We start from the raw sequence: 22,144 nt of genomic DNA, 5'->3' as shown, positions 1-22,144 counted from the left end.
GGTGTGCGGGGTTTTGTTCCTTGGGTTGCTGATGCTTTCGTCCTGGACGCGGGCCGCGTCGTTGTCGGTGGAGGTCACCGATCGCGCGGGCAAACCCGTGGCCGATGCGGTGGTCACCGTGCTTGGCGTCGGGCCGCGCCCCGTGCCCGTCGCGCGCATCGTCGACCAGAAAAACCTGACGTTCCTGCCGTACGTCGAGGTCTTCCATCCCGGCGACACGCTCGTGTTCCGCAACAGCGATGGCACGCGGCACCACGTGTATTCCTTCTCGCCGGCCAAGCCGTTCGAAATGGTCGTCGACGCGAACGGGCGCTCGGCGCCGATGTCGCTCACCAGGACGGGCGTGGTCGCGGTGGGCTGCAACATCCACGACGGCATGATCAGTTATCTCTACATCACCGATGCTCCGTACGCCGCGCGTACGGATGGCACCGGGCGCGTGTCCTTCGACGGATTGCCGGCCGGGCCCTTCGAGGTCCGCGTGTGGCAACCACGCCTGCCTCCCGGCCGGCCCGACCTGCGCCAGCAAGCCATCGTGCTCGCCGCGCAGGAAACCAGGAACGTCGTCTTCCCGCTGACTTTGCGTCCCGACTCGCGGCGCCAGTTCGATCGCGAGCACACGCACTACTGACGCCATGAATTTCCGCGTCCGCCTCGCATCGTTCTTCGTCGCCGCGCTGGTGGTGGTGCAGGGTTTGACCGCGGTGTTCATCTATCGGGTGACGCGCGCCGAGTTGATCGGGGAAGGGCAGCGGCAGCTGGATGTCGCCTCGCGCGCGTTCGCCGGGCAACTCGATGAACTGTCCAGCCGCGTCGCGGCCAGCGTGCAGGTGCTCGCGCTGGATTTCGCGCTGCGCTCGGCGATCGCGCAGCGCGACCATGCAACGGTCGTGTCCGCGCTGCGCAACCACGGCAAGCGGGTGGGTGCCACGCGGATGCTGCTGGTCGACGTGGAGGGTCGCGTCGAAGCCGACACCGAAGGCAAGTTCGCGCCGGGCGCCGCGTTTCCGTTCTCCGACCTGACCGAACATGCGCTCGAAGCGCCCGCCTCCGCGATCGCCGCGTGGGATGGCAGCGCGTATTGGGTCGTCGTCGTGCCGGTGTCGGCGCCGGACCTGGTTGGCTTCATCGCCGCGGCGATCCCGGTCGACAGTCGCCTGCTCGATCGCCTCCAACGCCAGTCGGCGTTGCCCCGACGCATCGAACTGGCCACGCGCGGCGCCGACACGCGCTGGCGCATCCTCGCGCAGGCGGGCGGCGATGCGCACGTGGACGTGACGCCCGCGCTCGCGGCGCAAGTCCCCGCGTTGGCCACGCGCCCGGTATTGATCGATATCGAAGGGCGCGATTACGTCGCGCAGGCGGTGTCGTTGTCGCACTCCAAGCGCAGCGCGCCGGTCGTCGCGGTGCTGGGCTATTCGGTCGACGCCGCGTTGGAGCCCTATCGCTCGGTCGGCTCGGCCTGGGCGCTGCTGCTCGGGATCGGCCTGCTCGTCGGCCTGATGGTGGCCTTCCTGATCGCGCGCAGTGTGTCGCGCCCGGTCGAAGCCCTTGCCGATGCCGCGCGGCGCATCGCCGAGGGCGACGACGCGGTCATCCCGCCTTCGCACAAGCGTCGCGACGAACTCGGCCAACTCGCCGGCGCGTTCTCGCACATGGTGCAGGCCCTGCGCGAACGCGAGGCACGCATCCGCCACCAGGCCGGCCACGACCTCGTCACCGGCCTGCCGAACCGCATGGCCGCCGAAACGGCGATCGGCGGCGCACTCGAAGCCAACCCGTCGGCGCGCGCGGCGTTGCTGATGATCGGCCTGGCGCGCTTGCCGGACATCATCAACACGATGGGCCACGTCGTCAGCGATCGCCTGATGGCCGACGCGGCGCACCGCATCGCGCCGATCGCGGGCGATGGCCTCGTCGCACGCGCGACCGACGACGAATTCTCGGTCTTCCTCCCCTCGGCCACGCGCAGCCAGGCGGTCAACGTCGCACTGCGTTTCGTCGAAGCCTTGTCCGAGCCGTATCGCGAGGCGGAGTTCACCCTGGATCTGTCGCCTGCCGTGGGCATCGCGCTTTCGCCGATGCACGGCGGCGAAGCGAGCACCTTGTTGCGCCGCGCCGAAGTCGCCTTGCTCGGCGCGATGGGCACCGAGGAACCGGTGGCGGTCTACGACCCGGCGACGGACCCGCATCGCCCCGAACGCCTGTCGCTGATGAGCGACCTGCGCAAGGTGCTCGAAGGCGCGCCGGGCCTGCATGGCGAGCTCGAACTCGTGTACCAGCCGAAGCTGCACCTGCCGACGGGCCGCATCGACGGCGCCGAAGGCCTGCTGCGTTGGCGGCATCCGGTCGCCGGCCCGCTTGCGCCCGACGCGTTCATCGCGCTTGCTGAAGAAACCGGCAACATCCGGCGCCTCACGCGCTGGGTGCTGGGCGCGGGCATCGAAGAAGCGGGGCGCTGGCAGGCGTCGGGCGAAGACCTGCGCATTTCGCTCAATGTTTCGGCACGCGACCTGGATGATGTGGATTTGCCGCGCCGCGTCGCCGGCCTGCTCGCGGCGCACGGTGTGTCGCCCTCGCGCGTCGTCCTGGAAATCACCGAAAGCGCGATCATGGGCAAGCCGGAAACCGCCATCTCGGTGCTGCGGCGCCTGGCGGAGCAGGGCATCGAACTGGCGATCGACGATTTCGGCGTCGGGCAATCCTCGTTCGCCTATCTGCGGCGCCTGCCCGTGCGCGAACTCAAGATCGATCGCACGTTCATCGCGCATCTGTCCGAATCGCGCGAGGACCGCGCGATCGTGCGCTCGATCGTCGACCTCGGGCACGACCTGGGCTATCGCGTGACGGCCGAAGGCGTCGAGGATGCGCGCACGATCGAGATGTTGCGCGAGATGCATTGCGATCACGCACAGGGTTACCAGGTGGGGCGCCCGTTGTCGGCGCAAGCGTTCCTCTCGCTGGTCTCGGCGCGAACGGGGGTCGAAGCATGAAGCGCACCGCGTTGCTTGCATTCGCCACCTGGGGGTGCATCGCGCAGGCGCAGGCTGTCGAAGTGCGCGGCTTCCTCGAAGCGCGGGCCACCACCACGCCGGAGGAGCGCGCGTGGCGCGACGGCGGCCTGGGCAAGACGCGCTTCGGCGCCGGCGATGAGGCCCTGGGTGGGAACGCCGCACTCGACGTCAGTTGGCAGGCGAGCGATTCATGGCTCCTGTCGGCCGCCGCGCAATACGTCCCCGACTTGAAACCCGATGCCGACCTGCTGGATGCATGGGCACGCTGGCGCCCGGTGTCGACCACGGCATGGCGCTTCTCCGCGACGGCCGGCATGTTCTTCCCGCCGATCTCGATGGAGAACGATGGCGTGGGCTGGACGAGCCCGTGGACGCTCACGCCGTCGGCGATCGACAGTTGGGTCGGCGAGGAATTGCGGGTCTTCGGCAGCGAGTTCCGCCTGGAACATCGTGGCGAAGAGGCGACGTGGAGCGCGCGCGCGGCGCTGTTCGGCCGCAACGATCCGGCCGGCGAGTTGCTCGCCTCGCGCGGCTGGGCGATGGGCGATCTCACCTCGGGCCTGGACACGAGCGTTCGCCAACCCGACGTCTACGCCGAGATGGTCTACGAACCGGTCCCCATGCGTTTCAAGCCATTCACCGAGATCGACGATCGCCTCGGCGCGTATGTCGCGCTGGATCGCGAAGCCGGGGACGATCGCGCGCGTGTGCTGTACTACGACAACCGCACCGACCCGAGCCGCGACACGCACTACGGCGCGCGCGACGTATACGGCTGGCACACGCGATTGTGGTCGGTGGGTGCACGGCACCGATTCGGCGAATGGTTGCTCGTCGGCCAGGCGATGACGGGCACCACGCGCATCGCGCCCGATCCGACGATGGTCTTCGACACCGATTTCAACGCGGGCTACGTGCTCGCGACGCGCGCGTTCGGCGCGTGGGAACCTGCGTTGCGCGTCGACCTGTTCCAGGTCGCGCAAACCATGAACGGTGCGCCGGCCTGGCTTGGCGAACACGGCAACGGCGTCACCGCTGCACTCAACTGGCGACCGAACGACCGCATCCGCCTCATCGGCGAAGTGCTGCGCATCGACAGCGCGCGCAACCAGCGCCAGCGCGCAGGGCTGGATCCGCGCCAGGTCGACGTGCAGGCACAGCTGGCGGTGCGGTTCTACTTCTGAGCCGGAGCGCCGAGCGGCAACCGGATATCCGCCAGGCGCCAACGCAACCCGTCGCGCTTGAGGACGAAGACGACAGGCTTGCCCTGTTCGTCGCGGATCGTCGCGGTGAAGCGCGAGGCCGATTCGTAACGCATCGTCGCGTTGTCGAGGGGTTTGGACGGGGGCGCCGCCGGCAAGGGGGCGCCCTTCGGATCCAGCGGCGGGCGCTCGAAGCTCTCCTTCGAGTTCTTCCACAGGCGCCGGCCCTGCATCACGGCGGTGAGCCCACCCGGATTGACCATGCCGTCGACGAGTCCGTTGACCACGCCCGTTGCCATCGTCAGCGCGATCGCGCCGAAGGGATTGGTCTGCACGTCGGGACCGGCCTGGCGGATCATCTCGTCGACCATCTGCGCCTTGAGACTGGCGCGCACCGCGGGGAAATCGACCTGTTCGGCGAGTTCACCCCCATCCTGCGCCTGCACGGCATGCTGGATCGCACGGATCGTCATGTACGGGCCCGCCGCGACCCAGGCGAACACCAACGCGATGGCGGCGATGGACAGTGCGATCCACTTCTTCATGCCTCAATACTCCAGGTCCAGCGCAGCACAAAGATAGTCGACGAAGGGCCCCAGCGCCGCCAGGTCCAGGGCGAGCGTCTCCCGCAAGCGCGGCCCGAGCATCGTCGCATCGTCGATCCCGCGCTCGGCGACGAAGTTGCGGCGGCGCAGATCGTCGGGGAACGGGAAATCTTCGGGAAATCCCTTCGGCGTGCGCACCAGCATGTCGCTGTCGTCCAGGTCGAAGCGCTTGCGGAACGCAGTGCCATGCGCCGCGGCCTTCCAGCCCGACGGGTTGTCGACGATGAACTGTCGGATCTGCCGCTGCACCGGCGTCGGAGAATGCCAGACGCCCGCACCGACGAAGCAACGCCCGGGTTGCAGGTGGAAATAGAACAAGGGCGCCTCGACCTGCCGCCCGCGCGCATGCATCAGCCGCGCGCCTTGCCAGGTCTTGTAAGGCGTCTTGTCGTTCGCGAAGCGCGTGTCGCGCTGGATGCGATACAGCGAGCCGCCGACGGGCCTCGGATCGACGCGATATTGCGCGCTGAGCGCCGCGATGGCGGGCACGAGGTCGGCCAGCAGGCGCTGGAACGGCGCGCGCACGTGCGTGTCGTATTCGGCCTTGTGCGCGAGGAACCAGGCGCGATCGTTGTGGCGCGCAAGACCGCGCAGAAACTTGAAGCTGGCTTGCGTGAAGTACGTCGTCATGACAATTCGGCGGCGCGCTGCCGCCCCCAATCCTCCAGCGCATCGAGGAGCGCGAGTTTCGGCCCATGCCCCGCATGCGCGGCGCGAAATGCAGCGATTTCGGCGAAAAACGTGTCGAAGGTGTATTCGGACAGCCCCGCGTCGCGCGTCAGGCGCTCCCGGCGGTAATCGTCCCAACGCGTGCGATCGGCAGCGTGCAGCGTTTCGGGGTAGTTGCGCGCGCGATAGCGGAACAGCAACTCGTCCATGCGCGGGTCCTTGAAATCGAACGCGTGCGAGGCGAGCGCGTCGGGCGGCAGCGAACGCACCGTGGCGAACTTGCGCTTGTCGCCATCGCCGAGGAAGCCGTCGTAGATCGATCCGTCGACATCGCCGCGTTCACTGCGCGCACGCACTGCCGAATACACGCGGCGCACTTTCTCCGCCAGTGCGGGGCCCGCGTCGCGCAGGCGCTGGGCGCGGGCCTCGCTTTTCACTCGGTCGATCGACAGGCGCGCGTAATCGGCTTCGCGCAGATGTTCCCACTGCACGATGATCGGGCAGCGGTTGACGTGGATCTCCTTCAACGCGACACGCACCGCGCCCTCGGGCAGATCGGCCGATGGCGTGTAGAGGTGGTCGGCGATGTCTTCGGGCGAAAGCGCCAGCAGCGCTTCGGGGTCCTGGTCCAGGTCATACACGATCACCCGGCTGTCGATCTGCGGATGCCGCGCGATGGGCACCACGGGCGCACTGCTCATGCGCGTTGCGGGAAACCGTTGCGAGACATGCAGGACCGGCTGCATGCGGACAGGATCGACCAGCTGCGCGACGTGGCGTTTGTCACGCAAGCCAAGCGCGTAGTCCCAGAGTTTCGGCTGCGCCTGCTTGAGCTTCCGCGCGAGGGCCACCAGCGCGAGCACGTCGGACAACGCTTCATGCGCGTCGCCTTCGCGAACATCGTTCGCCGTGGCCAGATGCTCCAGGCGAAACGAGGCGCCGCCATCGTCGCGCAAGGGCCATGCGATCCCTTCCGGGCGCAGCGCGTAGGCCATGCGCAGGACATCCAGCAGATCCCAGCGCGAATTGCCGCCGCGCCACTCGCGCTCGTAGGGATCGTAGAAGTTGCGGAAGAAACCGCAGCGCACGAACTCGTCGTCGAAGCGCAGGGAGTTGTAGCCGAGCGTGCAGGTTTCCGGCCGCGCCATCTCCTCGAAGATCCGCGCGAACGCAGTGGGCTCGTTCACGCCCTCGGCAAGGGCGCGCTGCGGCGTGATGCCGGTGATCAGGGTCGCGGCGGGCGAGGGCAGCAGATCGTCCGCCGGTTGCACGAACAGGCTGATCGGGGGCTCGACCGCATTGAGGTCGGCGTCGGTGCGCAACGCCGCGAACTGCGCGATGCGCGTCCTGCGCGGATCGCCGCCGAAGGTTTCCAGGTCGTAAAAGAGGAAGCTCGCCGCCACGCGTCCTCAGCCTTCGACGGGAAGCGGTGGCAGGCGGCGTTCGACTTCCGCATCGAGCCACGCGCGGTCGATGCCGTCGAGCGATGCATGGCCCTGCGTCGCTTCGACCAGCAATTCGCGCTGCACGCGGCCTCGTTCGAATGCGACCGCATAGGGCAGGCGCCGGAACGTCACCATCGCGTAGCGCGGAACGAAGCGCGTGGGATGGCGCTGCGCCAGTTCGCGTTCCAGGTCGCGCTGCAGGAGGAAATCCGGCTCGTCGACGCGTGCGCGCATTTCCAGGTAGTTTTCCAGCGCCATCGCCTGGATCGCACGTGCATTCGGCAGGCGCTCGGCTTCGAAGGCGGCGAAGGCCTGCGACAGGTCCGGCGTGCGCTCGAGATGATCGGCGAGTGCGACACAGTCTTCGAACGCGCAGTTCATGCCCTGGCCATGGAAGGGCACCATCGCGTGCGCCGCATCGCCCAGCAGCACGGCGCGGCCGTCGATGTGCCAGCGATCGAGGTACAGCGTCGACAACTGGCCGATCGGATTGCGTTCGAAGTCGGCTTCCAGATCGGGGATCAACGGGACGGCGTCTCCGAAGTCGCGCTCGAAGAACGCGCGTGCATCGGCACCGGTGCGCACGGTTTCGAAGCTCGGATCTCCCGACAGCGGCAGGAACAAGGTGACCGTGAACGTGCGCTCGTCGTTCGGCAACGCGATGCACATGTAATGGCCACGCGGCCAGATGTGCAGGGCGTTCGCCTCGATTCGAAACCCGCCGTCGGTCGCCGGCGGAATCTCGAGTTCCTTGTAGCCGTGGCCGAGCGATTCGGTGCGCTCGCCGAGGTGTTCGCGCTGCTGCATCGCCGTGCGCAGTGCCGAGCCCGCGCCATCGGCGCCGAGCAGGGCGGTGAAGGCGTGTTCGGTTCGCTGCGCGTTGGTGTCGTCGACGAACGTGGCGCGCATCGCGTCGAAGTCGACGGTGTCCAGGCGTTGGTCGAAATGCAGTCGCGCGCCCGCGCGTTGCGCGGCATCGAGCAGCGTGATGTTGAGCTCGCCGCGGCTCACCGACCAGATGACTTCCGAGTCGTCCTTGCCGTAACGCAACAACTGTTGTCCGCCATCGGCCGAGTGCACCCTGCGGCCGCGCATCATGACGGCCTTGTCGAGCACCGCGCCGTCGGCGCCTGCCGCGCGCAACGCGTGCAAGCCACGCTCGGCGAGCGCGAGGTTGATCGAGCGGCCGCCCGCGTAGCCTTTCAGGCGCGGATCGCCGCGGCGTTCGAACACGTCGACGGACCAACCGCGTTGTGCGAGCAAGGTGGCGAGCAACCCGCCGGCGAGGCCCGCGCCGACGATGGTGAGGTGGCGATTCATGGTGCCCAATGGTGCCAGTGTGTCCGCGCGTCCGCCATCGCCGTCCGGCCTTGCACTTTCCAGATGCACCTCACGCGGGGGTGCGTTGCAGACTCGGGGCGTCGTAAACACCGGAATGTGTCATGCACGTCGCCACCGAAGACCAGATGCTCGACCTCACCAACACGCTGCTCCGCATTGCAGCGACGAAGCTTTCGGAGCATCGATTCGAGATCTTCGGCCTGGCCGTGCAACTGGACGGGGAACTGGCCCACATCGTTTCCCGGGACGAAGACGAAGCGACGATCGACGGCATCGCGGCCACGTGCAAACGCGTGCAGGGCGCGTGTTTGGCCTTCGGCATCTTCGCGATGGTGAAAGTGCAGGGGCATCCGGACAGTTGCCTGTTCACGATGGCCATCGAACAGCGTTGCGGGGGCGCGGTTTGCTCGTTCGGGCTCATCGCGCGCGGCCCGGACGGCGTCTACGATGTCGAAGACGGCTACCACGTGCCCGCCACGCCCGGATTGTTCGTGATGGTTCGCCACTGAGCGCGCGTCAGCCTTCGCGCCAACGCGCCACTTCGTTCGCGAACCGCAGGACGTCTTCACGCGTGTTGTAAAGCGGCGCCGGCGAGATGCGAATGACGTCGGGCTCGCGCCAATCGCCCACCACGCCGCGCGTCGCGAGGCGTTCGAACAGGTCGCGCCCAGCCGCGCGTCCGGTCAATCCGCGGCCCTGGACGACACGCAGCGACAGTTGCGCGCCGCGACGTTCGCTTTCCCGGGGCGTGACGATCTGCAGCGTGTCCGACAGCCGCGCACGAATCAGCGATTCCAGATACGCCGTCAGCTCGACCGAACGCGCGCGCAACCGGTCCATGCTCGCACGCGCGAACACGTCGAGTGACGCGCGCAAGGGCGCCAGGCCCAGGATCGGCGGATTGCTCAATTGCCAGCCATCGGCGCCCGGCGTCGGCACGAAGCGCCCGTCCATGCGGAAGCGCGAGGCCTGGTCGTGTCCCCACCAACCCGCGAAACGCGGGCGCGTGGTGTTCGCGTGGCGCGCGTGCACGAAGCAGCCGGCCACCGCGCCCGGGCCCGAGTTCATGTACTTGTAGTGGCACCACACGGCGAAGTCGGCGTCGCTGTCGTGCAATTGCACCGGCAGGTTGCCGACCGCATGCGCGAGATCGAAACCGACGATCGCACCGGCTGCATGCCCGAGGCGCGCGATCTCTTTCAGGTCGAAAGCTTGTCCGGTGCGATATTGCACGCCGGGCCAGGCGATGGCCGCAAGTCGCGGGCCGTGCTCGGCGATCGCGCGCTCGATGGCTGCCATCGAGAACGTGCCGTCGGCTTCATCGGGCTCCAGTTCGATCAGGTCGGTCGCCGGATCGAACCCGTGGAAGCGCACCTGGGATTCCAGCGCATGTCGGTCGGACGGAAACGCGCCGGCTTCCATCAGGATCGCCGGGCGCTCGCGCGTCGGGCGATAGAAGCTCACCAGCATCAGGTGCAGGTTGGCCGTCAGCGTGTTCATCGCCACGACTTCCGCGGGCTCCGCGCCAACGACGCCTGCGAGCGCATTGCGGACCAGGCCGTGGTACGGCATCCACGGCGCGGGTTCGAGGAAGTGGCCTTCGACGGCTTCGTTCGCCCATTTGTCGAGCACTTCCTCGACCATCGCGCGCGCGCCCTTCGGCTGCAGGCCGAGCGAGTTGCCGCAGAAGTACGCCTGCGGCGCGCCGTCGTGGACGGGGATGTGGAAGTCGTTGCGGAAATCGCGGAGCGGGTCGGCGGCATCGAGCGCGCGGATGCGGTCGATGTCGAACAGTGCGTCGGTCATGTGCAAATGCTTCAGGCGCCCTGGAAGCGCGAGGCGTGCAGCCCGAGCCATTCCAGTGCGGTGCCGTGGTAAAGGCGGGCCTGCTCGGTGTCGGACAGGGCGAGGGCGGCGATGCCGGCGCCCGGCTCCTGTTCGCCGAGCGGGAAGGGGTAGTCGGTGCCGAGCATGATGCGTTCGGCGCCGCAGGTGTCGATCAGGTATTGCAGCGCGCGCGGATCGGCGACCCACGAATCGAAATACAGCCGCGACAGATATTCGCGGGGGTTGCGGAAGTTGTCGGTGGCGACGAGATCGGGCCGCATGTTGAAACCGTGTTCGATGCGGCCGATCGTGTAAGGGAAACTGCCGCCGCCGTGCGCCATGCAGATGCGCAGGTTCGGCAAGCGTTCGAGCACGCCGCCGAAGACCAGGCAGCACGCGGCGCGCGATTGCTCGGCCGGCATGCCGACGAGCCACGGCAGCCAGTACTTGGGCATGGACTCTGCGCCCATCATGTCCCACGGGTGTACGAGGATCGCGGCGCCCAACTCGCTCGCCGCTTCGAAGAATTCGAACAGCTCCGGCGCGTCGAGGTTCCAGTCGTTGACGTGCGAACCGATCTGCACGCCCTGCAAGTCCAGTTGGTCCATGCAGCGTTCCAGTTCGCGCACGGCCAGCGACGGCGATTGCAGCGGCACCGTGCCGATGCCGGCGTAATGCTTCGGATACGCGCGGCAAGCTTCGGCCGTGTGATCGTTGAGCGCCTGGTGCAATTCGAGCGCGTGGTGCGCCTTGGCCCAGTAACTGAACATCACCGGCACGGTGCTGATCACCTGCACCTGCACATCGAAGCGCGCGTAGTCGTCCAGGCGGATCTTCGGGTCCCAGGTCTTCGGCCAGATTTCGCGGAAGAACTTGCCGTCCTTGTAGATGCGGTGCCGCCCGTCGTCGCCGTGATGGATGACCGGGAAACGCAGGTCGCCGTATTTGGCGGCGAGGTCGGGCCAATCGCGCGGCAGGAAGTGGGCGTGGGTGTCGATCTTGAGCATCGTCAGGAAAAGCTCTTGGGAATCAGATTGTTATGGTGAAACCTCGCAGCCTGCTTGCGCACGCCATTGCGAAGATTACCGGAGCCGGGGTTGGATGCGCTCGACGGGTCGGCCAGGACCTGCGGCTGACGCCGACGGAGATGTGCGCATACTGCCGGCGGACGAAGAGGGCGTCGCGATGGGCAAGGCGGTTCCGAACGCAGGGATGTCGTGGATCGCCGTGCTCCTGGCGATCGGGTGGGGCTTGCCCGCGCACGCGGCCGTGATCGCCACCGCCGATACCGGGGACGGTGCTTCGATCCGCCTCACCGACGAAATGCCCGCCGCGTGCAACCAGGCCAGTTTCCATGGCGGGGCCCGCATCCAGCGCGCGGGCAAGGTGCAGGCGGGCTGCTGGGCCTTCGACTGGAAGACGCGCGTGTTCCTGGTGGTTCCGCTGAAGACGCGGACGGTGACCGAAGGCGTCGTCCAGGGTGTCACGCGCCTGTTGGATGGCGAGAGTGCCGCCGCGATGCGCGAGTTCCAGTCGCGCGACACGATCGACCAGGCGCACGCGCTGCGCATGCGCGCGGACGAATTCAAGTGGGTGGGGAAGAAGAAGGTGGGCGCCGGCGATACAGCACCGTCTCGTTTCGCTCGCCGGGCGCCAGCGTGACGCAGTCGCGCCACGTCGCCGTATTCGGGAAGGCCGCCCGCATCGCGGCGTCGAGCGCTTCGAACCCCGGGCGTTCTTCGCCGACCACGATGCACGACTCGCCAACGGAGAACGCCAGATACGCCACGTTCGACGCGGCGTGATCGCACGCCCACGCGCGGATCTCGTGCACCGTTTGCCAGGCGACGAACAGCGCACCGCATGAGAAACCGTGCGCCGTCACGGTGATCGGTGCATCGACTGCAGTCCTGCGCGCGTGGAGTGTGTGGATCGTGCCCATCGTGCATCCCGGTCGCTCCACTGCAAGACGGGATGCGCGGCTGCGAACGGACACGCGCGTCAGGGCCGAGGGTGAAACTCGCACCGGAATACGCACCCTGCGCTTCCGGCGCATTGCCGCCCACGCCCGTTTCCGGCGTTCCTCCCTCCCATGAACCTCCAGGACCTCGGCAATCTCGCGCAGGCCGTCGGTGCGGCGACGGTGGTGGGCGGCACGATCTTCGCGCTGGTGCAGTTCTTCGAATACAAGCGCCAGCGGCAGGATGCCGCCATCGCCGAAGTCATGCGCACCTTCATCGGCGCCGAACTCGCGCGCGCCCTGACGATCCTGATGGCGATGCCCGACGGCGTGTCGGTGGAGCGCCTGCGCGCCGAAGGCTTCGAAGCCGAATACGCGGGGGTGCTGGTCTGCACCACCTTCGAGACGCTCGGGGTACTGGTTTACAAACGCATCGTGCCCTTCCGCCTGGTGGTCGAACTTGCCGGCGGCATCATCGTGGTCATGTGGCGCAAGCTCGGGCCGTGGTTGATCCACACGCGCGAGCTCCAGCAGCAACCCTCGTGGGCCGAATGGTTCGACTGGCTGGCGCAGCAGTGCGAGCGCCACAAGGACGAACACACGCCGGCCTACATCCGGCATGCCGACTGGATTCCGCCGCGCCGTTGACGCCGTGGCCCTCCACCACGCTCTGCCGTATTCAGGCAGGCAAGTGGGAAAACACTTCCGCTTTTTCGTCTATCTGCCTGTCCGGCGGGCGAAAGGGGCGTCGTTTGAACTTCATGGACACACGCGCATCACCGTGCGTTAGCACACGGCGCTAACGCGTCGGCGCACAGGATGCGCAACAGCGTCAGGACAGTTGTGGCCGCATGCGTATTCGGCCGCTGAATGGCGCAAGGGCAGGGACATGGACAAGCAACGTAGCGTGGTTGCGTTTCTCCTGATGTGCGGCGCGGGTGCGCTGCTGGCCGCGGCCGGCGACACACTGACCACGCCGGACAACGGTGTCGTGGCGGATTTCGCGTTCCGCCCGTCGACGCCCTTCCAGTCGCTCAAACAGGTGCCGGTGTGGGGCGAGATCGAGCGCATGCTCGATTCGCCGAACGCCATCGCCGCCTGTCCGCGCGACGCCACCGGGCAACCGATGCTGGGCAACGCGCAAGGTTACGCAGCGCGGTGTTCGACCGTGCAGCGCCGGCGTTCCTATCTGCCCGCAGGCTGCACGTACGATCCTTCGACCGGGTTGCCGCCGTGCAACGATGCACTGCTGCCGCGCCTGGTCATCCAACCGACCAACTACAACCCGGTCACGGGCGAACAAACGCGCCTGCTCGATCCCGCATTTCCCGGCGTGGCGAGTTTCGCCAGTCGCGGTCCGGTGTCCTCGGGCGCCTCGCGCCTTCCGAACGGCCTGCGGCCCGTGCTCGATTTCAACAGCCCGATCCGCAACGATGGCGGCGACCCCGGTGAACCCACCGGCTATTCGCAGCCCGCCGTTTGCGGCAACGATCCGCTTGCCGGCTTCACCGAAACGCGCGCGGCGTGCGCGAACAACACCGGGCGCCTGATCGATCCCTCGCGCCTGGGCAACGGGCAACCGCGCGGCGTCATCACGCGGCTGCGCAAACCGACGGTCGGCGGAAATTATCTCGTCAACTCCACTGCAGCGCTCGCAGCGCGGCCGCAAGCGCTCACCGCGTCGAATCCGGGCGACTATGTGCGCAATCCGCAGATGGCGACGGTGCTCGGCAAGGCCCTGTTCTGGGACATGCAGCTCGGCAGCGATGGCGTGCAGGCCTGCGGTTCGTGCCACTTCAACGCGGGTACCGACAATCGCATCCGCAACTCGATCAACCCCAATCACCTCGGCGGCGACACGCGCCTGGAAATCTTCCGCAATCGCCACATCGACACCGACGAAACCGCGGCCGACCAGGACGTCAATCGCGACCTCGCGACGGATGACTGGCCCACGCATCGCCTGGCCAACCAGGGCATTCCCGGCGAACCGCTGATCAACCCGCGCAACAACATCCGCGACAGCAACGACATCATCGGTTCGATGGGCGTACGCCTGCGCGGCTTTACCGACATCCAGGTGCCGGGGACGAGCGCGTTCGCGGCGCCGAACAATGGCGTCAGTGCCTTGCTGCCGGAAATCGGCGCGGCCATGACCGACGAGATTCCGCTGTACCGCGGCAAGCGCCGCGTCGAGCCGCGCAACACGCCCTCGATGATCAACTCGGCGTTCTACTACGACAACTTCTGGGATGGCCGCGCGAGCCACGACTTCAACGGCGGCAGCGTGTTCGGTGCGGCCGACCCGCAGCCGCACGTGTTCGTCGATTCGGGCGGCACGCTGCAACCCACGCGCCAGTTGATCCGGTTCTCGTCCGTGGCGTCGCAGATCGTCGGCCCCGCGTTGTCGGACTTCGAGATGTCCTACCGCGGGCGCAGCTGGGCGAAGATCGGCAAGAAGCTGCTGCAAGGCAACGGAAGCGCCACGCTCCCGAACGTCACGCCGCTCGCCAATCAACTCGTCTCGCCCAGCGACAGCGTCCTCGGGCCATTTTCCAACCAGGGCGGCTCGCGTTGCGCGGCGCTCGGGCGCGCGACGGCGGCCGGGCGTCCCGGCCTGTGCACGACGTATCGCGAATTGGTGCAGGGCGCCTACTTCCCGGCCTTGTGGCAGAACACCGCGCAGCACTTGAACGGCGCCGTGCGTCCTTGCACGGGCGCGGTCAATGGCGTGGTGTCGCCGGCCGGGTGCGATCCGTTCGACGGCTTCGTGCTCGGCATCGCCGCCGGCGCGTCGACGCCGACCAACCGCATGCAATTCACGCAGATGGAAGCGAACTTCCCGCTGTTCGCCGGGTTGGCGATGCAGGCCTACATCGAGATCCTCATCTCCGACGACACGCCGTTCGACCGCTTCCTCGATCGCAACCCGCAAGCGTTCGTGGCGTTCACGCAGAACATGTCCAATTGCGTCAACACCGGCGGCCGCCAGCCGTGCGTCACGGTGACCGATGGGTTCACGCGCGCGGTGCCGGCCGATCCGCGCGACGATCGCCTGCGCGGCGTCGACATCTTCTTCGGCACCAACCTGAGCGGTCGTAATCCGAATTTCCAAAATGCGCGTTGCGGCAACTGCCACGCCGGCGGCTTGATGAGTTCCAACAGTTGGCTCAGCACCAGCCGCCTGACGATGCAGGACTTCGTTCCCGAATTCTCGACGCCCGGCACAAAGCTCCCGCGCCGGCCGATGGGCATGCCGCGCCTGGTCTCCGGGTTCCTCCTGGAAGCGTTGGTGAATGGCAATGCGGGCAACGCGCTGCGTCGCGATTTCATCAGCCCGCGTTTCGGCCTGGATGCCAGCGGGCAATCGCGGCCGGCGGGTGCGGCGTTCTTCGATACCGGCATGTACAACCTCGGCGTGCGGCCGACCGACGAAGATGCGCTGCGCGGCGGCAACGACCCGTGGGGTTGGCCGCTGTCCCTGATCGCGCTGCAGTTGAAGAACCTCGGCGGACCGAATGTGATCCCCGGCACGCGCCTGCCCACCTTCAATCCGAATGCATCGGCCGATTGCACGCCGCGCTGCACGACCGGCGGGTTGTTCGCGCGCACCGCGCAGGACCAGAACATCAATCCGGGCTTCAGTTCGCGCCTGATGAATCCGCGCCTGCCGGCCACGCTGTGGCCGTGGATCCCGGGCTTCATGCTGGGCAAGGCGCATCCGGTGTTCGATGAAGTCGACAACGGGCTCAATACGGTCACCACCGTGCCGCTCCAGGACGGCTTCCTCGACGTGCGCGGCCCGTTCAATCCGCGCGCGCGCCTCAACCAGCAGACCAACGCCGCCGAAGGCGCGCTGGCGGGCACGTTCCCCAACGTCAACCGCATCGGCGGCCTGGGCGGGGTGAAGGTGCCTTCGCTGCGCAACATCGAACTCACCGGCCCGTACTTCCACAACGGCGGCAAGGTGACGTTCCGCCAGGTCATCAACTTCTATGCGCACGGCGGCGACTTCCCGGTGACCAATGCGGCGAACAAGGACGCCCACATCGTCGACCTGGACCACGAAGTCCCGATCGTGCTGAGCCCGAACGAACGCAATGCGATGGCGGCGTTCCTGCTGTCGCTGACCGACGAACGCGTCGCGCACGAGCAGGCGCCGTTCGACCGGCCCGAGTTGTTCGTGCCGATCGATGGTCGCGCGCCGGACAACACCGGCGGGCGCACGCGCATCATCACGCAGTCCACCACGACCAGTTCGTGCGGCGCGGCGATCTGCTTCCGCCGACTGGCCGCGACCGGCGCGGCGGGACACGCGGCGCGCGTGCCGGCGTTCCTCAACGTGCAGCGCGTGCCGACGCCCGGCGTGAACAACGACATCTTCGACCAATAGCGCGAGGGAAGGAATGCGTACCGCAGGTCGGGTGGTCGTCGGGGTGGTGGTGCTGGTGGCGGTCTTCGCCATCGTGAACACGTGGCGTGCGTCGCGTGTTCCGGCGGTGGCGCCGCCGCCCGCCCTGGCGGAGCAAGCGTCCCCGACGCCGCGGGCCGAAGCGCCGCAGATCGTGGCGCAACCGAAGCAACGCATGGTCGTCGCTTTCAAGATCGACCCGGACCTCATGCGCGGGAGCTTCCTGGGCGAACGCTGGGTGTCGCCGCCGACGTTCGAATTCGCACAGCCCGGCAGGCAATACACCACGCACGCCAAGTTGCAGGAAATCGGCGAGGACGGCACGCGCACCGACCTCAGCGGGGATTGGTCGACGAGCGCGCCGGAAATGATCGCGATCAGCCACGACCCCGCGGGGCAGGTGACCATCGTCGTGCGCGAGGCGGGCGAGGGGCAGTTGATCGCCGCCGCCGGCGGTCAGCGCAAGGTGCTCAAGGTGCGCGCGACGCGCACCGCCGACGCGATGGAGGTCGCGTTCGTGCAATAGCTTGCGCGCTCGCCGGGTGAGGCCCGATCAGGTGTCGGGCATCACGTACCTGTCCGGCGCGGGGTTCAGGTGCCCGCATTGCGTGCACGTGCGGTTTTCGCGCGAGGAATAGAAGCGGTCGAACACCGGCGGGAAGTCGAGTTCGATGTTCACGAGCTTGAAGAATTCCTCGTACAACTTCGCGTTGCACTGCTCGCAGAACCACAGCAGGCCGTCCAGTTCGTGCGGCAGGCGCTTGCGTTCGATGACCAGGCCGACCGAATCGGGCATGCGTTGCGGCGAATGCGGCACGCGGGGCGGCAACAGGAAGGTCTGGCCGGCGCGGATCGGGATGTCGCGCACGGCGCCGTCTTCCTGGATGCGCAGCACCATTTCGCCTTCGAGCTGGTAGAACCACTCGGCGCCTTCGTCCCAGTGGTAGTCGGTGCGCGCATTCGGCCCGCCGACCACCATGACGATGAAATCGCCGTCGTACACGACCTTGTTGCCGACCGGCGGCTTGAGCAGGTGGCGGTGTTCCTCGATCCAGGCCTGCAGGTCGAGCGGTGCGGGCAACATCGTCAATCCTCCGCGCGCCGCAGCGCGGCGACGCACTTGAGTTCGATCGCGATCGGCGTCGGCAACGCGGTGATGCCGAGCGTCGTGCGGCAGGGCGCGGACGCCGGGTCGGCGAAGTGCTCGGCCCACACGGCGTTGTAGGCCTTGAAGTCGTTCGTCATGTCGGTGAGGTACACCGTCACGTCGACGAGGTCTTCCCACCGCGCACCGCTTTCGGCGAGGACCGCGCGTACGTTTGCGAAGACCGCGCGCGCCTGCGCCTGGATGTCGTACTTGCGAAGGCGCCCATCGGCGAAATACTCGTTGCCGGCGATGGCGTTCGTCGCCGGGTCGCGCGGGCCGATGCCCGAGAGGAACAGCAAGTCGCCGACGCGCCGCGCATGCGGATACACGCCGACGGGCCTGGGCGCGGTGGATGCCTGGATCGCGTCGCTCATGCGCGGGCCCTGGAATGGCGGATGCGGGAGAGGGCGGCGTCGTAGGAAGGCTGCAGTTCCTCGGGCGCGGACACGCCGAGTTCCAGGTCGTTGACGCGCCCGTCGAGCAAGGAGTAACACCAGCCGTGGACGCTGAGCGTTTGCCCGCGCGCCCAGGCATCCTGGACGATGGTGGTCTGGCACACGTTGGCGACCTGTTCGATCACGTTGAGTTCGCACAGGCGCGCGTGGCGCATCGATTCGGTATCCACTTCTTCCAGCAACGCCGCGTGTTTGTTCGCGACATCGCCGACATGGCGCAGCCAGTTGTCCGCGAGGCCCACGCGCTTGCCGGTCATGCTCGCGTGCACGCCGCTGCAACCGTAGTGGCCGGTGACCAGGATGTGTTCGACCTTCAGCAGGTCGACAGCGAACTGGATGACCGACAGGCAATTGAGGTCGGCATGCACGACGACGTTGGCGATGTTGCGATGGACGAACACTTCGCCCGGGTCGAGCCGCATGATCTGGTTGGCGGGCACGCGCGAATCCGAGCACCCGATCCACAGGTACTTCGGCGATTGCTGGCTCGACAGGCGCTTGAAGAAACCGGGGTCATCGCGGCGAACCTGTTCGGCCCATGCGCGGTTGTTTTCCAGCAGATCGTCCAGGCGCCGGCTCACAGTGCGATTCCTACGTTGCGGGGATCGGTGAAGAAACGCATCGCTTCCATTCCTCCTTCGCGGCCCAGGCCCGATTGGCCCATGCCGCCGAACGGCGTGCGCAGGTCGCGCATCAGCCAGGTGTTGATCCAGACCATGCCCACGCGCAATTGCGCGGCGACGCGGTGCGCGCGACCGAGATCGCGCGTCCAGACAGAAGCGGACAAGCCATAGTCGCCCATGTTGGCGCGGCGCAGTGCTTCGGCGTCGTCTTCGAAGGATTGCAGGGTGGCGACGGGCCCGAAGATTTCGTCGCGATTGGTCGCGCTTTCCGGACCGAGGCCGTCGATGACCGTCGGCGCGACGAACCAGCCCGGGCGCTGCAACGCATTGCCGCCGCAGCGCACCTGGCCACCTTCGCTTTTCGCACGGGCGATCGCGGCGACGACCTTGTCGAAGTGCGCCTGCGACACCAGCGGGCCGAGGTCGATGTCCGGATCGATGGGATCGCCGACGCGCAGGGCGAGCACGCGTTCGACGAAGGCGTCGCGGAACTCGGCATAGATCCGGCGTTCGACCAGCACGCGCGAACCGCACAGGCAGATCTGGCCGCTGTTCTGGAACGCCGAGCGCACGATGGTGTCGAGGTGGCGTTCCCAATCGCTGTCGGCGAAGACCAGCGTCGGGTTCTTGCCGCCCAGTTCGAGCGAGACTTTCTTGAGCAGGGGCGCGGCCAGCGTCGCGATGCGCTTGCCGATCGCGGTACTGCCGGTGAAGGAGATGGCTTTGGTGCGCGCATCGAGCACGAGCGGTTCGCCGACGTCGGGCCCGAGGCCGTGCACGACGTTGAGCACCCCGTTCGGGAAGCCGATTTCCGCCGCGAGTTGCGCGAGCATCGTCGCCGTCTGCGGCGTGACCTCCGATGGCTTGGCGACCACCGTGTTGCCGGCGGCGAGCGCAGGCGCGATTTTCCACGTGAACAGATACAGCGGCAGGTTCCAGGGCGAGATCGTGCCGACGACGCCGAGCGGCTGCCGCAAGGTGTAATTCAGCCCGGCCTGGCCGTGGTGCGATTCGCTGGAGAATTGCGTGGCCGCGTGCGCGAAGAAGCGCAGGTTGCTGATCGCGCGCGGGATTTCGATTTCACGTGCGAGCCGCAGTGGTTTGCCGCCGTCGCGCGATTCGGCGTGCGCAAAATCGTCCAGGCGCGCTTCGAGCGCATCGGCCAGGCGTTCCATCCAGCGCGCGCGTTCGCTGTTCGGCAGGCTCGACCACGCGGGGAAAGCGCGTTGCGCGGCGGACAGCGCGGCATCGACATCGCGTGCATCGCCGGCGGCGACCTGCGCGAAGGCTTGCGCGGTGGCGGGATCGAACACGTCGAGCCAGCGGCCGCTGGCCGCTTCGCGTGCTTGCCCGTCGATCCAGTGCATCAAGCGCATGGCGATCAGCTTACAGGGACTTGGTGCGCCCGCCGTCGACCGGCAGGTTCACGCCGTTGATGTACCCCGCGGCCGGGGTGCAGAGGAAAGCGATGACCGCGCCGAGTTCGGATGCATCGGCGAAGCGCGCCGCGGGGACCGTGGCGAGCATGCCCTTCGCGATGGTGTCCTCCGCCTGGCCCGTCGCTTTCGCGCGGTCGCCGAGGATCTGGTCGAGGCGCTGCGTGCGCGTGTAACCCGGCAGCACGTTGTTGACGGTGATGCCGTCGCCGCCGACTTCGCTGGCGAGCGTCTTGGACCAGCTCGCCACCGCGCCGCGGATCGTGTTCGACACGCCGAGGCCCGCGATGGGTTCCTTCACCGAGGTGGAAATGACATTCACGATGCGCCCGAAGCGCGCGGCGCGCATGCCGGGCAACATCGCCTGCACGAGCGCCTGGTTGGCGAGCAGGTGCTGGCGGAAGGCGCGTTCGAATGCGTCGCTTTGCGCCGTATGCAATTGCCCGCCGGGCGGGCCGCCGGTGTTGTTGACCAGGATGTGCACGGGCTTGCCCGCGGCGAGGGCCTGCGCTTGCGCGCGGAGCTTTTCGGTGTCGAGGACGTCGGCGGAAATCCAGCCGTGTTGCTGGCCGTCCTTGCGCGGCAGTTCGTTGGCGAGTGTCTCCAGCACGTCGGCGCGACGCGCGAGCAGCGTGACGTCGGCGCCCAACAACGCAAGCTCGCGTGCCGCCGCACGGCCGATGCCTTCGGAGGCGCCGCACACGAGCGCGTGCTTGCCGGTGAGATCAAGATCCATGGGGTGCTCCAGTGCGCGAAGCGTCGAGCGCTTCGCGCATCCATCGGGCGACGGCGCGGGCGTCGTCGGTGTCCTGTGCGGCGAGTTTTGCGCTCACCGCTGCGCGATTGTCGTCGGGGTGGTTCTGGTTGAGCTTGGCATTGAGTTCGACGCGTTCGACCTGCAGGCGAAAGCCGACGATGCCCCGCAGTTGCGAACGATGCGCGTGGTCGTCGACATAACGCCACGCTTCGCCGACCTGCGTTTCGAAATGCACGCTCATCCCGGCGACGAGCGCGGCGAGCGCGTCGGTGGCGGTCAATCGTTCCAGCGTGCCGTGCAGGTGCGCGACGATGTAGTTCCAGGTCGGCACGCGCGCTTGTTCCACCTTGTCGGGATACCAGGACGGCGAGACGTAGGCATGCGGGCCGTGCACGATGGCAAGCGCGGGGCCGGTGTGCGCCGATTGCGGATTCGGTTTCGCCCAATGGCCGCGCAACGCGAGGCGATCGCCGTCGCGTTCGAGCAAGACCGGCAGGTGGCTGATGCAGGGCGCGCCATCGACGACGGTGACCAGGGTGACGAACGGGTCGGCCGCGAGCAGCGCATCGAGCGCGGCGGGATCGTTCGAGGCGAAGGCGCGGGGGACGTACATGCCGATCAGTGCCGCGGCGGCAGTTGCAGGACCATGGCGGCGCGCAGGGCTTCGTCCGAATCGGCATGCGGCGGTGCGACTTCCGCCAGGTCGAAACCGCGATCGGCCGCGTCTTCGTAATCCAAGCCTTCGTAGTCCACGAACTCTGCATCCATCAACGCCGCGCGGGCCGTGTCTTCGCTGTCGTAGGCGAGCGTGTTGCCGTCGCTGTCGAACACTTCGGCGGTGCCTGCTTCGCGCAGGCGCAAGCGCGCCCAGACGATCGTGCGCCCGAGCGTGGCCAGCCACCAGGAAGTCGGTTCCCTGCCTTCGTCGAAACGGTCGTCAGCCATATGCCTGTGCCCAGAGCCACAACAGGCCCGCCATGGCGAGCCCGGCGATGATGACCATCAGGGAAATGCGCGCCGGCGTGGCCAATCCGCTGAGGTTGCGATCGCGCGCGTCGCGATAGCCGCCACGCAACAACCAGGCGAGCGCGGCAGGCTTGAGGAACGCGCCCTGGCCCAGCAGCGCGGACACTTCCGGATTGCGGTCGCGGATGTGCACGAGCGCGAGCGGCCAGAAGATGACGAAGGCCGTCGCGCCGGCGATGGCCAGCGCGACGAAGAGCAGGGCGAAGAACAGGATCATGTCGGCGCC

The 22,144-nt window shown here is 67.5% G+C and carries 23 protein-coding genes; 8 read left to right on the top strand and 15 right to left on the bottom strand.

The genetic code is table 11. The features are described from left to right. Window positions 1-31: 31 nt before the first annotated feature. Genes ACXJJ8_RS10160 through ACXJJ8_RS10150 form a run of 3 tightly spaced genes read left to right on the top strand, consistent with a single transcriptional unit; the run spans window position 32 to window position 4,198 of the window. A complete protein-coding gene (locus ACXJJ8_RS10160; RefSeq protein WP_499029525.1) occupies window positions 32-631 on the top strand; it encodes a carboxypeptidase regulatory-like domain-containing protein in 600 nt (199 codons plus the stop codon). Between the two features lie 4 nt (window positions 632-635). After that, on the top strand, window positions 636-2,993 hold the full coding sequence (locus tag ACXJJ8_RS10155; protein ID WP_499029523.1) for a putative bifunctional diguanylate cyclase/phosphodiesterase: 2,358 nt from the start codon (window positions 636-638) through the stop codon (window positions 2,991-2,993). Next, window positions 2,990-4,198 carry a porin gene (locus ACXJJ8_RS10150; protein WP_499029521.1) on the top strand — a complete coding sequence of 403 codons (1,209 nt, stop codon included), beginning with the start codon at window positions 2,990-2,992 and terminating at the stop codon, window positions 4,196-4,198. The genes ACXJJ8_RS10155 and ACXJJ8_RS10150 overlap by 4 nt, the downstream gene beginning before the upstream one ends. On the opposite strand, the gene ACXJJ8_RS10145 is transcribed toward ACXJJ8_RS10150, so the two are convergent. The 4 genes from ACXJJ8_RS10145 to ACXJJ8_RS10130 are packed head-to-tail and all read right to left on the bottom strand — an operon-like array spanning window position 4,189 to window position 8,255. Then, the gene (locus tag ACXJJ8_RS10145; protein WP_499029518.1) at window positions 4,189-4,761 is read right to left on the bottom strand and encodes a DUF2939 domain-containing protein; all 573 of its coding nucleotides are present in this window, start codon (window positions 4,759-4,761) and stop codon (window positions 4,189-4,191) included. The genes ACXJJ8_RS10150 and ACXJJ8_RS10145 overlap by 10 nt on opposite strands. Window positions 4,762-4,764: 3 nt before the next feature. Continuing rightward, the gene (locus ACXJJ8_RS10140; RefSeq protein WP_499029516.1) at window positions 4,765-5,451 is read right to left on the bottom strand and encodes a DUF2461 domain-containing protein; all 687 of its coding nucleotides are present in this window, start codon (window positions 5,449-5,451) and stop codon (window positions 4,765-4,767) included. Beyond that, window positions 5,448-6,893, bottom strand: coding sequence for an exodeoxyribonuclease I (gene sbcB, locus ACXJJ8_RS10135; RefSeq protein WP_499029513.1), 1,446 nt, complete (start codon window positions 6,891-6,893; stop codon window positions 5,448-5,450). The genes ACXJJ8_RS10140 and sbcB overlap by 4 nt, the downstream gene beginning before the upstream one ends. Before the next feature lie 6 nt (window positions 6,894-6,899). Continuing rightward, window positions 6,900-8,255: an FAD-dependent oxidoreductase gene (locus ACXJJ8_RS10130; protein ID WP_499029511.1), complete on the bottom strand. Its 1,356-nt coding sequence runs from the start codon at window positions 8,253-8,255 to the stop codon at window positions 6,900-6,902. Between the two features lie 122 nt (window positions 8,256-8,377). Here ACXJJ8_RS10130 and ACXJJ8_RS10125 point away from each other — a divergent pair, with 122 nt between their 5' ends. Beyond that, entirely contained in the window at window positions 8,378-8,785 is a 408-nt protein-coding gene (locus ACXJJ8_RS10125) for a hypothetical protein (protein WP_499029509.1), read from the top strand. Window positions 8,786-8,792: 7 nt separating this feature from the next. On the opposite strand, the gene kynU is transcribed toward ACXJJ8_RS10125, so the two are convergent. Both kynU and ACXJJ8_RS10115 read right to left on the bottom strand, forming a co-directional pair. Beyond that, window positions 8,793-10,082, bottom strand: a complete 1,290-nt coding sequence (gene kynU / locus ACXJJ8_RS10120; protein ID WP_499029507.1) for a kynureninase — start codon at window positions 10,080-10,082, stop codon at window positions 8,793-8,795. An 11-nt stretch (window positions 10,083-10,093) separates the two neighbouring features. After that, window positions 10,094-11,110 (bottom strand): amidohydrolase family protein, encoded by a 1,017-nt coding sequence (locus tag ACXJJ8_RS10115; RefSeq protein WP_499029505.1) that lies wholly within the window; start codon window positions 11,108-11,110, stop codon window positions 10,094-10,096. A 142-nt stretch (window positions 11,111-11,252) separates the two neighbouring features. Here ACXJJ8_RS10115 and ACXJJ8_RS10110 point away from each other — a divergent pair, with 142 nt between their 5' ends. After that, entirely contained in the window at window positions 11,253-11,765 is a 513-nt protein-coding gene (locus ACXJJ8_RS10110; RefSeq protein WP_499029502.1) for a hypothetical protein, read from the top strand. Here the strand turns inward: ACXJJ8_RS10110 and ACXJJ8_RS10105 are convergent. Then, window positions 11,689-12,045 (bottom strand): hypothetical protein, encoded by a 357-nt coding sequence (locus tag ACXJJ8_RS10105; protein ID WP_499029500.1) that lies wholly within the window; start codon window positions 12,043-12,045, stop codon window positions 11,689-11,691. The genes ACXJJ8_RS10110 and ACXJJ8_RS10105 overlap by 77 nt on opposite strands. 150 nt (window positions 12,046-12,195) lie before the next feature. Here ACXJJ8_RS10105 and ACXJJ8_RS10100 point away from each other — a divergent pair, with 150 nt between their 5' ends. The 3 genes from ACXJJ8_RS10100 to ACXJJ8_RS10090 all read left to right on the top strand — a co-directional run bounded on the left by ACXJJ8_RS10100 (window position 12,196) and on the right by ACXJJ8_RS10090 (window position 17,000). Further along, complete coding sequence (locus ACXJJ8_RS10100) at window positions 12,196-12,711, top strand: DUF4760 domain-containing protein (protein WP_499029499.1); 516 nt, start codon at window positions 12,196-12,198, stop codon at window positions 12,709-12,711. Between the two features lie 241 nt (window positions 12,712-12,952). After that, window positions 12,953-16,456: a cytochrome c peroxidase gene (locus ACXJJ8_RS10095; RefSeq protein WP_499029497.1), complete on the top strand. Its 3,504-nt coding sequence runs from the start codon at window positions 12,953-12,955 to the stop codon at window positions 16,454-16,456. A gap of 13 nt (window positions 16,457-16,469) precedes the next feature. Beyond that, window positions 16,470-17,000, top strand: coding sequence for a hypothetical protein (locus tag ACXJJ8_RS10090; protein WP_499029496.1), 531 nt, complete (start codon window positions 16,470-16,472; stop codon window positions 16,998-17,000). 27 nt (window positions 17,001-17,027) lie between these two features. Here ACXJJ8_RS10090 and ACXJJ8_RS10085 read toward each other — a convergent pair whose 3' ends face one another. The 8 genes from ACXJJ8_RS10085 to ACXJJ8_RS10050 are packed head-to-tail and all read right to left on the bottom strand — an operon-like array spanning window position 17,028 to window position 22,135. Continuing rightward, on the bottom strand, window positions 17,028-17,558 hold the full coding sequence (locus tag ACXJJ8_RS10085; RefSeq protein ID WP_499029495.1) for a 3-hydroxyanthranilate 3,4-dioxygenase: 531 nt from the start codon (window positions 17,556-17,558) through the stop codon (window positions 17,028-17,030). A 2-nt stretch (window positions 17,559-17,560) separates the two neighbouring features. Further along, window positions 17,561-17,995: a RidA family protein gene (locus ACXJJ8_RS10080; RefSeq protein WP_499029493.1), complete on the bottom strand. Its 435-nt coding sequence runs from the start codon at window positions 17,993-17,995 to the stop codon at window positions 17,561-17,563. After that, entirely contained in the window at window positions 17,992-18,657 is a 666-nt protein-coding gene (gene can / locus ACXJJ8_RS10075; RefSeq protein WP_499029491.1) for a carbonate dehydratase, read from the bottom strand. The genes ACXJJ8_RS10080 and can overlap by 4 nt, the downstream gene beginning before the upstream one ends. After that, window positions 18,654-20,075: an aldehyde dehydrogenase gene (locus ACXJJ8_RS10070; RefSeq protein ID WP_499029490.1), complete on the bottom strand. Its 1,422-nt coding sequence runs from the start codon at window positions 20,073-20,075 to the stop codon at window positions 18,654-18,656. Before ACXJJ8_RS10070 ends, can begins: the two co-directional genes overlap by 4 nt. 10 nt (window positions 20,076-20,085) lie before the next feature. After that, a complete protein-coding gene (locus ACXJJ8_RS10065) occupies window positions 20,086-20,871 on the bottom strand; it encodes an SDR family oxidoreductase (RefSeq protein ID WP_499029488.1) in 786 nt (261 codons plus the stop codon). Further along, the gene (locus tag ACXJJ8_RS10060; RefSeq protein WP_499029486.1) at window positions 20,861-21,505 is read right to left on the bottom strand and encodes an FMN-binding negative transcriptional regulator; all 645 of its coding nucleotides are present in this window, start codon (window positions 21,503-21,505) and stop codon (window positions 20,861-20,863) included. The genes ACXJJ8_RS10065 and ACXJJ8_RS10060 overlap by 11 nt, the downstream gene beginning before the upstream one ends. A gap of 5 nt (window positions 21,506-21,510) precedes the next feature. Then, window positions 21,511-21,837, bottom strand: coding sequence for a hypothetical protein (locus tag ACXJJ8_RS10055; RefSeq protein WP_499029483.1), 327 nt, complete (start codon window positions 21,835-21,837; stop codon window positions 21,511-21,513). After that, entirely contained in the window at window positions 21,830-22,135 is a 306-nt protein-coding gene (locus ACXJJ8_RS10050) for a hypothetical protein (protein WP_499029604.1), read from the bottom strand. Before ACXJJ8_RS10050 ends, ACXJJ8_RS10055 begins: the two co-directional genes overlap by 8 nt. Between the last annotated feature and the right edge of the window lie 9 nt (window positions 22,136-22,144).

The organism is Lysobacter sp. P5_C4, assembly GCF_054049695.1.
This window is presented reverse-complemented; position numbering and strand designations above follow the sequence as displayed.